This is a genomic window from Bradyrhizobium sp. MI1.11 (genome assembly GCF_055811255.1).
Genome location: NZ_JBVVPM010000001.1, coordinates 48158 through 61427, shown reverse-complemented (window position 1 = coordinate 61427; position 13270 = coordinate 48158). Strand labels below are relative to the sequence as shown.

At 64.3% G+C, this 13270-nt stretch carries 11 protein-coding genes; 9 read left to right on the top strand and 2 right to left on the bottom strand.

The window, feature by feature from the left end; genetic code table 11:
- Positions 1-112: 112 nt before the first annotated feature.
- The 8 genes from AC0L30_RS00290 (at position 113) to AC0L30_RS00255 (ending at position 6549) form a co-directional block, all read left to right on the top strand.
- Positions 113-1384 (top strand): FCSD flavin-binding domain-containing protein, encoded by a 1272-nt coding sequence (locus AC0L30_RS00290; RefSeq protein ID WP_473403619.1) that lies wholly within the window; start codon positions 113-115, stop codon positions 1382-1384.
- Complete coding sequence (soxX, locus tag AC0L30_RS00285; protein ID WP_007594053.1) at positions 1377-1823, top strand: sulfur oxidation c-type cytochrome SoxX; 447 nt, start codon at positions 1377-1379, stop codon at positions 1821-1823. Before AC0L30_RS00290 ends, soxX begins: the two co-directional genes overlap by 8 nt.
- Before the next feature lie 8 nt (positions 1824-1831).
- Positions 1832-2299: a SoxY-related AACIE arm protein gene (locus AC0L30_RS00280; protein WP_007594054.1), complete on the top strand. Its 468-nt coding sequence runs from the start codon at positions 1832-1834 to the stop codon at positions 2297-2299.
- A complete protein-coding gene (gene soxZ / locus AC0L30_RS00275) occupies positions 2299-2616 on the top strand; it encodes a thiosulfate oxidation carrier complex protein SoxZ (RefSeq protein WP_007594055.1) in 318 nt (105 codons plus the stop codon). Before AC0L30_RS00280 ends, soxZ begins: the two co-directional genes overlap by 1 nt.
- Entirely contained in the window at positions 2613-3392 is a 780-nt protein-coding gene (gene soxA / locus AC0L30_RS00270) for a sulfur oxidation c-type cytochrome SoxA (protein WP_007594056.1), read from the top strand. The genes soxZ and soxA overlap by 4 nt, the downstream gene beginning before the upstream one ends.
- 78 nt (positions 3393-3470) lie before the next feature.
- The gene (locus tag AC0L30_RS00265) at positions 3471-4793 is read left to right on the top strand and encodes an ABC transporter substrate-binding protein (protein WP_007594058.1); all 1323 of its coding nucleotides are present in this window, start codon (positions 3471-3473) and stop codon (positions 4791-4793) included.
- Positions 4790-5728, top strand: a complete 939-nt coding sequence (locus tag AC0L30_RS00260) for a carbohydrate ABC transporter permease (protein WP_007594059.1) — start codon at positions 4790-4792, stop codon at positions 5726-5728. Before AC0L30_RS00265 ends, AC0L30_RS00260 begins: the two co-directional genes overlap by 4 nt.
- A complete protein-coding gene (locus AC0L30_RS00255; protein ID WP_007594061.1) occupies positions 5725-6549 on the top strand; it encodes a carbohydrate ABC transporter permease in 825 nt (274 codons plus the stop codon). Before AC0L30_RS00260 ends, AC0L30_RS00255 begins: the two co-directional genes overlap by 4 nt.
- On the opposite strand, the gene AC0L30_RS00250 is transcribed toward AC0L30_RS00255, so the two are convergent.
- Both AC0L30_RS00250 and AC0L30_RS00245 read right to left on the bottom strand, forming a co-directional pair.
- Entirely contained in the window at positions 6550-8205 is a 1656-nt protein-coding gene (locus AC0L30_RS00250; RefSeq protein WP_007594063.1) for a hypothetical protein, read from the bottom strand.
- A gap of 10 nt (positions 8206-8215) precedes the next feature.
- The gene (locus AC0L30_RS00245) at positions 8216-8917 is read right to left on the bottom strand and encodes a cysteine hydrolase family protein (RefSeq protein WP_007594065.1); all 702 of its coding nucleotides are present in this window, start codon (positions 8915-8917) and stop codon (positions 8216-8218) included.
- A gap of 758 nt (positions 8918-9675) precedes the next feature.
- Here AC0L30_RS00245 and AC0L30_RS00240 point away from each other — a divergent pair.
- Positions 9676-13152, top strand: a complete 3477-nt coding sequence (locus AC0L30_RS00240) for an indolepyruvate ferredoxin oxidoreductase family protein (protein WP_473254296.1) — start codon at positions 9676-9678, stop codon at positions 13150-13152.
- Positions 13153-13270: the final 118 nt, after the last annotated feature.

Genomic DNA, 13270 nt, shown 5'->3' with positions numbered 1-13270 from the left:
CCCCCCCCCGCCGGCGGCGCCCGCCCCCCCCCCCACCCCCCCCCCCCCCCCCCCCCCCCCCCCCCCCCCCCCCCCCCCCCCCCCCCCCCGGCACACTTTCCGGACAAGACCCATGAATGCGCCGGTGACACGGCGGGATGCCATCCTCGGCATCGCCGCCGCGGCCACATCATTCGCCGTCCCTTCGATCCTGCGCGCGCAATCGGCGGGCCGCGTCGTCGTGGTCGGCGGCGGGCTTGGCGGCGCAGCGTGCGCCCGCGCGCTGAAGCGCGCGCAGGCAAACTTGCAAGTCATCCTGATCGAACCCAATGCGGTCTTCACCTCCTGCCCCTTCAGCAACGAGGTGATTGCCGGCCTTCGCGACATCGAATCTCAGCAATTTGGCTATGACAAGGTCGCCGCCGAGGGCGTCACGATGATCGGCCAAGCCGTAACCACAATCGAGCCGCAACTGCGCAGCGTCGTGACGGCCGATGGCGTTGCGCTGCCCTATGATCGTCTCGTCCTCTCCCCCGGCATCGACTTCCATTTCGAAGCCCTGCCCGGCTACGACGACGCGGCATCAGAAAAAATGCCGCACGCCTGGAAGGCCGGTGCGCAGACGCTGCTGCTGCGTCGGCAGCTGGAGGCCATGCCGGACGGCGGCACTCTCGCCATTGCGATCCCCGCCAATCCCTCGCGCTGTCCGCCGGCGCCCTATGAGCGCGCCAGCCTGATTGCGCATTACCTGAAAGCGAAGAAGCCGCGCTCAAAAGTCTTGATCCTCGATGCCAAGGACAATTTCTCCCAGCAGCGACTGTTCGAGAGCGCGTGGAAGGAACTTTACGGCGACATGATCGAACGCATCGGGCTGTCGCAAGGCGGCCGCGTGACTTCGGTCGATCCCGCGACAAGGACCATCGTCACCGAATTCGGCAATTACACGCCTGAGGTCGCCAACGTGATCCCGCCGCAGCGAGCGGGACGCATCGCCGAGATCGCGGGCGCTGCGGATGCCACCGGCTGGTGCCCGATCGATCCCGTTACCTTCGAATCGAAACTTGTCCAGAACATCCACGTCATCGGCGATGCCTGCCTCGGCGGGGGCATTCCCAAGTCGGCATCCGCGGCAAGCGCACAGGGCAAGGCCTGCGCTGCCGCGATCGTGAACCTCCTTGCCGGCCGCGCACCAGACACGCCGCGACTGATAGGCGTCTGCTACAACATCGTCGCACCCGGCTACGGCTTTTCACTCGCGGGCAAGTACCAGCCCAGGGGCGACATCTTCGCCGAGGTCGAGGGCGGAGCGACCAGCCCCGTCGATGCGCCGCGCGAATTGCGCGCCCGCGAGGCGGCTGAAGCCGAGCGCTGGTTTCAGACCATTACGGCGGACACCTTTGGCTAGAGCATTGGTCCATATCGCAGCGCTGATCGCCGCAAGTGTTGCCGGCGCTGCTAACGCGGACGAGCTTGTGCCCTACAACGTCGTCGGCGACGGCATCGCGGAATCGCTCACCGGCGCGCCCGGCGATGCCGCGCGCGGGCGCGCGCTCGTGCTCGCACGCACGACGACCTGCATCCTCTGCCATTCCGGTCCCTTCCCCGAAACCCGGTTCCAGGGCGACCTCGCGCCAGACCTCTCGGGTGCGGGGAACCGCTGGACGGTGAGCCAGTTGCGGCTTCGACTGGTCGATGCGGCGCGCTTCAACCCGGAGACCATCATGCCGTCCTATTATCGCACCGACCACCTCGTGCGGGTCGGGCGAAATTTCGCCGGCAAACCGATCTTGTCCGCCGCCGAGATCGAGGACATCGTGGCTTTTCTTGCAACGCTTCGGGACTAGGACTGTTCATGCCAACCACGCGACGCCGATTCGTGACTCTTGCCGGAAGCGTGACGTTCGCCGGGACGATCCCGATCCTCACGCTGCGGCCGCTCGAGGCGACACCGGCGATGCTCACCGCCGCGATCCGCAACGTCGTCGGCGAAGCACCTGTCCGCACCGGCAAGGTGAAGCTCGACATTCCGCCGCTGGTCGAGAACGGCAACACGGTGCCGATGACCGTGAGCGTCGCGAGCCCGATGACGGCGGACGACTACGTCAAGAGCATCCACGTGTTCAACGAGAAGAACCCGCAGCCGAACATCGGCAACTTCCATCTCGGCCCCTCCTCCGGCCGCGCCCAAATCTCGACCCGGATTCGGCTCGCCGACACCCAGAAGGTGGTGGCGATCGCGCGCCTTTCCGACGACACGTTCTGGCAGGTCACGACCGAAATCGTCGTGACGCTGGCCGCCTGCACCGAGGAGATGAATTGATGGCTGCGCTCATCAACGTTCCCACGAAAGCCAGACGCGGCGAAATCATCGAGATCCGCACGTTGACCTCGCACATCATGGAGACCGGCTTCCGCCACACCGCGGATGGGGCGCTGGTACCGCGCGACATCATCACGAGCTTTACGTGCCGCTATAACGGCACCGAGATTTTTCGCGCCGATCTCTTTCCGGCGATTGCGGCCAATCCCTATCTGTCGTTCTTCACGGTCGCGAAGGAGAGCGGCAAGCTCGAGTTCGAGTGGATCGGCGATAACGGTTATTCGTCCAGCGCATCGGCGTCGATCACGGTCGAATGAGTTTTTGGCGCACGATATCGGCCGCGGCGCTCCTCGCCACCGGCCCTGCCCTGCTCGCCGGCGAGATTCCGCCGGACGCGCGCCGCTCCGGCTATTCGTTCATGGGGCCCGACACCCGCGCGATGCAGGATGACGACACCTCAAATCCCGGGATGCTGTTCGTGCTCGATGGTGAGGCGTTGTGGACGAAGAGGACCGGCAGCGCCGACAAAGCCTGCGCGGATTGCCATGGCGATGCACGTGGCAGCATGAAAGGCGTCGCGGCGCGCTATCCGGCCTTCGACAAGGCGCTGGCGCGCCCCGTCACGCTCGACCAGCGCATCAATCTCTGCCGCAGCAATCATCAGCAGGCACCGGCGCTGCCCTACGAGAGCCGCGACCTGCTGGCGCTGTCCGCCTTCGTCGCGCATCAATCGCGCGGGGTCGCGATCACGGCCGGCGACGATCCGCAACTGAAGCCATTCGTCGACCAGGGCCGCGACCTCTTCATGCAGCGCGAGGGCCAACTCAACCTTGCCTGCACCAATTGCCACGATGACAATTTCAACAAGCGACTTGCCGGCGCGCCGATCACGCAGGGACAGCCGACCGGCTATCCGCTTTATCGCCTGGAATGGCAGACGCTGGGATCGCTGGAGCGCCGGCTACGCAGTTGCATGACGGGCGTCCGCGCCCAGGCCTATGATTTCGGCGCGCCCGAGCTGGTCGCGCTCGAACTCTATCTGATGTCGCGGGCGCATGGCTTGCCGATGGAGACGCCGGCCGTGCGGCCCTGAATTCCACAGATTAGGGCTAGGCAGACGCGGAACGGCCGCTAGTATCCGCCCAAATTGAGTCACAGGGAGGGACCTAAAGTGGTCAACCACAAAATCTCGCGTCGTACGCTCTTGACGGGCACCGCTGCAGCTGGCGCGCTCAGCCTGACAGGCCTGCCGGCGCGCGCCGAGGTGAACTGGAAGAAATACGCAGGGACCAAGCTTGAGGTGATCCTCGCCAAGGGGCCCCGCGGCGACAACTTGCAAAAATACGTCAAGGAGTTCACCGAGCTCACCGGCATCCAGGTCGAAGCGGAGCAGATTCCCGAGCAGCAGCAGCGCCAGAAGGTGGTGATCGAGTTCACCTCGGGCCGGCCGAGCTTCGACGTCGTCCATCTCAGCTACCACGTGCAGAAGCGGCAGTTCGAGAAGGCCGGCTGGCTCGCCGACTTGACGCCCTTCATGAAGGACCCGGCGCTGACCGCGCCCGATCTCGTCGAAAGCGACTTCTCGGCCGCGGGCCTGCAATACGCCAGGAACGACAAGGGCCAGATGCTGTCGCTGCCGTGGTCGGTCGATTATTTCATCCTCTATTACAACAAGGAGCTGTTCGAGAAGAAGGGCGTCGCCGTTCCCAAGACCCTCGATGAGATGGCTGCGGCGGCCGAGAAGCTCACCGATACCAAGGAAGGCATCTACGGCTTTGTCGGGCGCGGCTTGCGCAACGCCAACATGGCGATGTGGAGCAACTTCTTCCTCAACTATGGCGGAGAATTCCTCGACGCCAAGGGCAACATCCTGACCGACGGTCCGGAAGCCATTGCCGCGACCAAGCTGTATCAGACGCTCCTGACCAAATCGGCACCTCCAGGCGTCGCCGGCTTTAACTGGATGGAGTCGATGGCCTCGTTCACGCAAGGCCGATCCGCGATGTGGATCGACGGCGTCGGCTGGGCGCCGCCGCTGGAAGATCCGGCTGCCTCGCGCGTTGTCGGCAAAGTCGGCTACACCGTCGTGCCCGCCGGCCCCAAGGGACAATATTCCTCGACCTATGGCGACGGCATCGGCGTTGCCGCTGCGAGCAAGAACAAGGAAGCCGCCTATCTGCTCTGCCAATGGGTGGTCTCGAAAACGCAAGGAGCGCGGCTGCTGCAGGCCGGCGGCGGCGTCCCGTTCCGCAACTCGATCCTTGGCGATGCCGAGGTCCAGAAGGGCGTCAAGACCAAGGAGTGGCTGCAATCGGTGATCGATTCCGGCAAGATCAGCAAGCTGGGCCTGCCCGTCGTGATCCCGGTCGCCGAATTCCGCGACATCGTCGGCGCGGCCGTCACTGCGACCTTGTCCGGCGCCGATCCTGCCGCCGAGCTGAAGAAGGCCAACGATCAGTACCGGCCGATCCTGGAGCGTAGCGAGAAGGCGTGAGTGCGTTGACACAATCGACTCCGGGCGCGGCACAGTCTGATGTCGCGCCGGAGAAAGCGTTGCGGCCGCCGTCGTACTGGCCGTTCGTGGTGCCGGCGCTGGTCGTCGTGATCGCGATCATCATCTTCCCGTGGGTCTTCACGATCTGGATGAGCCTGAACGAGTGGAAGGTCGGCTCCTCGACCACCTTCGTCGGGTTGTCCAATTATCTGCGGCTGACGAGCGATCCCCGCTTCATCGAGGCCGTCGGACATACACTGGTCTACACCATATTGTCCGTGCTGCTGCCGCTCGTGCTCGGCACGTTTGCGGCCGTGGTGTTTCACCAGAAATTTCCCGGCCGCGGCTTTCTGCGCGGCGTCTTCATCATGCCGATGATGGCGACGCCGGTGGCGATCGCGCTGGTCTGGACCATGATGTTCCACCCGCAGCTCGGCGTGCTGAACTATCTGCTGTCACTGGTCGGAATCCCTGCGCAGCTCTGGGTATTCCATCCCGCGACCGTCATTCCTTCGCTGGTGCTGGTCGAGACCTGGCAATGGACGCCGCTGGTCATGCTGATCGTGCTCGGCGGCCTCGCCGCGATCCCGACCGAGCCTTATGAAAGCGCACAGATCGACGGCGCCAGCATCTGGCAGGTGTTCCGCTTCATCACCCTGCCGCTGATCATGCCGTTCCTGTTCATCGCGGGCATGATCCGCATGATCGACGCCGTGAAGAGCTTCGACATCATTTTCGCAATCACCCAGGGCGGACCGGGATCGGCGTCGGAGACGATCAACATCTATCTCTACAGCGTCGCCTTCTCCTACTACGACCTCGGCTACGGCTCGGCGATTGCTGTCGTGTTCTTCCTGCTGATCGTCCTGCTTGCGGCGGTGATGCTCTACGCGCGCCAGCGCATGCTGTGGACCGAGATCGCGAGCGGCACATGACTCCAAGGCAAATCGTCGGCAAGATCGGCCTGTGGTTCTCGGTGTTCGTCATCGTGTCGCCGGCGATCCTGTTCTTTCTCTGGATGCTGTCGCTGTCGCTCAAATTCGAGATCGACAACGCCGCCTACCCGCCGGTGTTCTTCCCCGAGCATGTCGCCTGGAAGAACTATGCCGACGTGCTCGCCTCCAACCGCTTCCTGACCTATTTCATCAACAGCCTGATCGTGACCGGCAGCGCGACGTTGCTTGCGCTGCTCGTCGGCGTTCCCGCCGGCTACGGCATCGCGCGGATGGCCGCGCACAGATCTGCGATCGTGATCCTGATCGCCCGTATCACGCCGGGATTGTCCTATCTGATCCCGCTGTTTCTCATGTTTCAATGGCTGGGATTGCTGGGCACGCTGGTGCCGCAGATCATCATCCACCTCGTGGTCACGGTGCCGATCGTGATCTGGATTATGATCGGCTATTTCGAGACGACGCCGATGGAGCTGGAAGAAGCAGCCCTCATCGACGGCGCCACGCGCTGGCAGGTCTTTCGGCACGTTGCCCTGCCAATCGCCAAGCCCGGCATCGCCGTTGCCTTCATCCTGGCTGTGATCTTCTCCTGGAACAACTTTGTGTTCGGCATCGTGCTGGCCGGACGCGAGACCCGCACCCTGCCGGTCGCCGTCTACAACATGATTTCGTTCGACCAGTTGAGCTGGGGGCCGCTCGCGGCCGCCGCGCTGATCGTCACCCTCCCGGTGCTGCTGCTGACGGTGTTCGCCCAGCGACAGATCGTCGCCGGGCTCACCGCTGGTGCCGTCAAGGGCGGGTAGCTACTCCGCCGGTGCCGCGTGCATGTCCGCGTGCGGCATGTAAGGCTCGCTCGCGCCGAGCCTGCTGGCCGCGAACAGACCGGCGGCCATCACGGCATAGGCGAACGCGACCGCGGGCGTGACGCCAAATCCGCCGCCGATGCCGACGGCTTCGCCGTGCATGAAGCCGAAGTAAGTCAGGACCGCACCAACCAGCGCGAATGCCGAGGCTTTCTCGAAGTCGCGCTCGATGATGAAGACGCCGATCGCACCCAGGATCAGGCCGCCGAGGATGGAGCCGCCGCCCATCACTTCGAGTCCGTGATAGAACACGCCCTGCTGCGGCAGCGCTGCAATCGCGGCAGCCTTGACCGCGTCGGCCTTGTCGGCGGCCATTCCGCCGACGGTCGCAGCCGCGTTCATGGTCGAGCCCAGCATGGTGTCGATCTGGAGCTTGGCCCAGGCGGCCAAATGCGGCGTCAGCGCCAGCACGATCGCGGGCGCGTGCTTGACCGGCGTGGTCTGGAACGCCTGCGCGCCAATGAGCATGCCGATATAGAGCAGGATCGGCGAGATCGCGACGACCGGGACCAGCGCCAGCAGCACCGAGATGATGCCGAACCAGGCCAGCACCACCACCATGATGCCGGTCGCGGCCGAATAGCCGATGCGGCCGCCCATCGCCTTCCAGCCGGGATGGCCGATATAGACGGCGTTGATAAAGGGGTTGCCCATCAGGCAGCCGATCAGGCTGACGATTCCGTCGGCGGTGAGCACGCGCGTGGTCGGATATTCGTCGCCGGCGGCTTCCGCGCTCTCGACATTGTCCATGGCCTCGACGAGATCATAGATGCCGAACGGAATGGCAGTGACCAGGATGACGCCAAGGAATTCGAATCCGGAGAAGACGTAGCCCACCGCCGGGATCGGCACCGAGAAGCCGAAATTCGCGAAGGCATCACTGACGCCCTTGACGCTGAGCCCGCCGAGACCAAGGCCGAACAGGTTCGAGCCCCAGGCGATAACCATGCCCACCGCGATCGCAACGAGACCGGCGGGAATGCCGCGCCAATATTTCACGCCGCCGAACCAGCTCACCAGGATGATGGCGAAGCAGACCAGGCCGATCTGTGGCGTCATGTACATTTCGAGCGCCGGTCGCATCGAGATGAAGGTGACGGAGACGCCGGCGAGCGTACCGAGCAGCGCCGCGCGCGGCGTGATTTTTCGAATGAAAGGCGCAATGAACCCGCCGATCATCAGGATGAAGCTCTGGAAGAACACCCAGACCAGGCCGGCCGACCAGCCCTTGAGCGGATCGCCGGTCTTGATCGTGATCGGCAGCATGATCACGAAGGTGACGATGAACATATGCGGCACGCTGACGCCTGACGGCAACGCACAGACGTCGTTGCGACCGGTCTTCTGCGCGAGACGATAGGCGAGGTACGCGTAGTAGAAGGTGGAAAGGCACATCATCAACCCGAGTGCGGGAAGGATGCGGCCGAACACGAGACTGTCAGGCATCTTCAGGACGAAGCGCAGCAGGCCCGTGAGCACCAGCATGTTGACGAGGATGTTGGTGCCGAAGCCGAAAAACGCGTTCCAGTCGCCCGGTGTCCATAGTGCCGGCTTGAACTCGAAGGTGCCGGCCGTCCCCGTCGTGCTTGTGCTCATGGTGATGCCCCTACGCTGATGTGGAAATCTTCATCGCCTCCAGAACCGCGGCTGAGCTTGCGACCCAGCCGAAGATGCCGCCCTGGGCCTTGATCATCTTCAGGCCCATCTCGTGAAATTCGGGGAAGTAGGACGCGCAGCCGTCCGAGATGACGACGCAGCGATAGCCGCGGTCGTTGGCCTCGCGCACGGTGGTGTTGACACACACTTCGGTGGTGACGCCGCACACCAGCAGATTTTCGATGCCGTATTTCTCCAGCACGTCGGTGAGCTCGGTGGCGTAGAATGCGCCCTTGCCGGGCTTGTCGATCACGATCTCGCTGTCGAGCGGATAGAGTTCCGGGATGATGTCGTGGCCGGCCTCGCCGCGAATGAGAATGCGTCCCATGGGACCGGGGTCGCCGATGCGAAGGGATGGCGCGCCGCGCTCGACTTTCGCCGGCGGCGCGTCGGAGAGATCGGGCAGATGGCCCTCGCGCGTGTGGATCACCAGCATGCCGGTATCCCGCGCGGCCTTCAGCACGGCACCGATCGGCTTCACCGCACGCGCGAGCTGGCTGACGTCGTTGCCCAGCGTCTCGCCGAAACCGCCGGGCTCCATGAAGTCGCGCTGCATGTCGATGATGAGAAGCGCGGTGGCCGGCCAGTCGAGCTTGACCGGCTCCGGTTCGGCGCTGATGACACCCAGTGTCGGCTTGGTTGAGTTCAACATGACTCAAGGCCCCCGCGAGAACTCTCTCTGCAGGAGTTCTGCAAGCGCCATGCCATTGTGTACAATTGCGATTAAGCCGACGGCGCAGGAAAATTTACTGCGCTGTCAGAATGTTATTAGGAAAGCCGGGGTCTGCTTATTCGCTGTGCGGCGGCTTTGCGGCGTGCATTTGCCCAAAGGATGAGCGCTCTCCGTCGTTATTCCGGGGCGATGCGTAAGCGTCGAACCCGGAATCCATCGGGCGGCTAAACACGCGCTGAAATCGATCCGGGCTCGCGCGACGCGCGCCCCGGAACGACGAAGGTGGCGCTAGCGACCCGCTCCATACAGCCCCCGATGCTCCTCCCCATGGTGCGCGCAAGAGGCCTTCAGCGTCGTCATGTAGAGCGACCTTCAGGTCTTGAGGATCATGGGGTCGCCAGCGGCATGAGTTCGCGAAGACGTCGAGGGCTGTCGGCGCAGCAACGATATCGGCCGTACCGCGCAATACCTCTGCTTGGAGCATCTGGCGCGGGTGGCGCCATGGCCCGATCGGAGCCTCAGCTGTCTCCGTGATCTCAGTGTCGAGCGCGCTTGCAGTCACGATGTCCTCCGCAAGCAAGCCATGACCAGCAGGAGCGCCACGGATGCGGCCAGCGATATTGACTTCGCCTGTGCATGCCTTTGACTGTCACAATTCGCGTCGCGCAGCCGCTCCTCCCTCCCGCAGCGCAAACCCCAAGTCGAAGAAAAGCCAAACAAGAGACGAGGACTTCCGAATGACGCTGATGCAGGTCGAGCTGGACGACAAATACCGGCTCGAATCGAAGCGGATCTTCCTGTCTGGCACGCAGGCGCTGGTCCGCCTGCCCATGTTGCAGCGCGAACGCGACCGGCTTCAGGGCCTCAACACCGGCGGCTTCATCTCGGGCTATCGCGGTTCCCCGCTCGGCATGTACGACCACGCATTGTGGCGCGCGAAGTCACACCTCCAGCAGCACGACATCGCCTTCGTTCCCGGCTTGAACGAGGACCTCGCGGCGACCGCCGTCTGGGGCAGCCAGCAGGTCGGCCTGTTTCCCGGCGCGAAGGTCGATGGCGTGTTCGGCATCTGGTACGGCAAGGGGCCGGGCGTTGATCGCTCGGTCGACGCGCTCAAGCATGCGAATGCCGCCGGCACCTCGCTCAACGGCGGCGTGCTCGCGCTCGCCGGCGACGACCACGGCTGCCAGTCCTCGACACTGGCGCACCAGAGCGAGCAGGTCTTCGCAGCGGCGCTGATCCCTGTGATCAACCCAGCGACACTGCAGGACTATCTTGACCTCGGCCTCTACGGCTTTGCGCTGTCGCGCTTCTCCGGCTGCTGGGTCGGCTTCAAGGCGATCAGCGAGACCGTGGAGAGTTCGGCCTCGATTGACAGCGATCCCGAACGCATCCAGATCAAGCTCCCCAACGATTTCGAGATGCCGCCCGGCGGCCTCAACATCCGCTGGCCCGATCCGCCGCTGGACGCCGAGAGGCGCCTGTTCGGCCCGAAGATGGCGGCGGTGCAGGCCTTTGCGCGTGCCAACCAGCTCGATCGCATCGTGCTCGACTCCAGGCCGGCACGGCTCGGCATCGTCGCGACCGGCAAGGCTTATCTCGATCTGCGGCAGGCGCTGGCCGATCTGGGCATCACCGACAAGGATGCGCAGGATTTGGGCCTGCGCATCTACAAGGTCGCACTGACCTGGCCGCTCGAGGAAACCGGCGCCAAGCGCTTCGCCGAAGGGCTTCAGGACGTGCTGGTCGTCGAGGAGAAGCGCGGTTTCATCGAAGACCAGCTGATGCGCATCCTCTACAACATCGATGCGTCCCGGCGCCCGACCGTGACGGGAAAACGCGACGAGCGAGGCGCGCCGCTATTGCCGAGCGAGGGCGAACTGACGCCGACCGTCGTTGCAGCCGCACTGGTGGCGCGGCTGCGCAAGCTCGGCCACCACAGCCCGGTGCTTGAGCAGCGCCTCGCCCGGCTCGAGGCCTTCGACACTCCTGTTCCGGCCTCCCAGCAAATCAAACTGGCGCGCACGCCATTCTTCTGCTCGGGCTGCCCGCACAACACCTCGACGCGCGTGCCCGAGGGAAGCCGCGCCATGGCCGGCATCGGCTGCCACGGCATGGCCCTGAGCATGCCGACCCGCCGCACCGATCTGATCTCGCATATGGGCGCCGAGGGCGTGAACTGGATCGGACAAGCGCCCTTCACCACCGAGCAGCACATCTTCCAGAACCTCGGCGACGGCACCTACACCCATTCCGGACTGCTTGCCCTTCGCGCGGCATCGGCCGCCGGCATCAGCATCACCTACAAGATCCTCTACAACGACGCCGTCGCGATGACCGGCGGCCAGCCGGCCGAGGGCGGCTTCAACGTTGCCCAGATCGCTCAACAGGTCTGGGCCGAGGGCGTCAAGCGCCTCGCGATCGTCTCCGACGATCCCACCAAGTACCCTGACGGCAATTACTTCCCGCAAGGCGCGACCATCCATCATCGCCGCGAGCTTGACGCCGTTCAGCGCGAGCTGCGCGACATCAAGGGCCTTACGGTCATCGTCTACGACCAGACCTGCGCCGCGGAAAAGCGCCGCCGCCGCAAGCGCGGGCTGTATCCGGATCCCGCCAAGCGCGCCTTCATCAACGAGCTGGTCTGCGAAGGCTGCGGCGACTGCTCGCAAGCCTCGAACTGTGTCTCGGTGCAGCCGCTGGAGACCGAGTTCGGCCGCAAGCGCCAGATCGACCAGTCGAACTGCAACAAGGACTTTTCCTGCGTCGAGGGCTTTTGTCCGAGTTTTGTCACCGTGCATGGCGGCACGCTCAAGCGGATCAAGACATCGACAGTCGACTCAGGCCAGCTGTTTGTCGACCTGCCGCTGCCACCCGCGCGTGAGCTGGACGCCCCCTACAACATCCTTGTCACCGGCATCGGCGGCACCGGTGTCATCACCATCGGCGCGCTGCTCGGCATGGCCGCCCATGTTGACGGCCGCGGCTGCTCGGCGCTGGATTTCACCGGTCTGTCGCAGAAGAACGGCGCGGTGATGAGCCATGTGCGCATCGCCGCGAAGCCGGAAGACATCTCCGCGGTCCGGATCACCACCGGCGGCGCGGACGTCATCCTCGGCTGCGACATGATCGTCTCGGCAGGTCCCTCGGCGCTCAGCCGCGCCGAACGCGGAACCACGAAAGCGTATATCAATGCCGATCTCCAGCCGACCGCGAGCTTCGTGCAAAACCCCGATCTCGATTTCGAGATGGGCACGATGCAGACCGTGCTGCGCGACGCCGTCGGCGACAACAACCTCGACATCATCGACGCCACAGGTATTGCCTCCGCGCTGATGGGCGATTCGATCGCGACAAATCCCTTCATGCTCGGCTTCGCCTTCCAGAAGGGCGCGATCCCGCTGTCGCTGGAAGCGCTGCTCCGCGCCATCGAGATCAACGGCGCCGCGATCGAGATGAACAAGCTCGCCTTCACCTGGGGACGTCTCGCCGCCCACGACATGTCGCGGGTGCGCAGCGTTCTGCAGTTCAGGAGCCGGGCCTCCACGCCGGCGAAGTCGCTCGACGACATCATCGCGACGCGCGCCGAGTTTTTGACCGGCTATCAGGACAAGGCCTACGCGGACCGCTACCTCGCGGCCGTTGCCAAGGTGCGGAAGGCGGAGAAGGCGGTCTCGCCGTCATCCACGGAGTTGACCGAAGCTGTCGCGAAAAACCTGTTCAAGCTGATGTCCTACAAGGACGAGTACGAGGTCGCGCGGCTCTACACCGACGGCAGCTTCTCCAAGAAGGTCTCGGAGAAATTCGACGGCGACTTCAAGCTGAAGTTCTATCTGGCCCCGCCGATCTTCGCACAGCGCGACAAGACCACCGGACATCTCCAGAAGAAGGAATTCGGCGGCTGGATGATCCACGCCTTCCGCGTGCTGGCCAAACTGAAATTCCTCCGCGGCGGCGCGTTCGATCCGTTCGGCCGCACCGAGGAGCGCCGGACCGAGCGGAAGCTGGTCGCGGATTATCTCGACATGATCGATCAGCGGATCGCCGGGCTGAAAGCGGAGCAGATCCCGCTATTGGCGAGGCTCGCGCGGCTGCCGGAGACGATCCGCGGCTTCGGGCATATCAAAGAAGCCAACATCAAGGTGGCGGCGGCGGAGAAGGCGCGGCTGGAAGCGGAACTGGAGAACAGCCGCTTTGCGGTGGCGGCGGAGTAGCGGAAGACTGGTGCTACATTCTCGGTGTCATCGCCCGCGAAGGCGGGCGATCCAGTACTCCGAGCCGGTTGTGATTAGTCGATGGGCTGCGGCGTACTGGATGCCCCGCCTTCGCGGG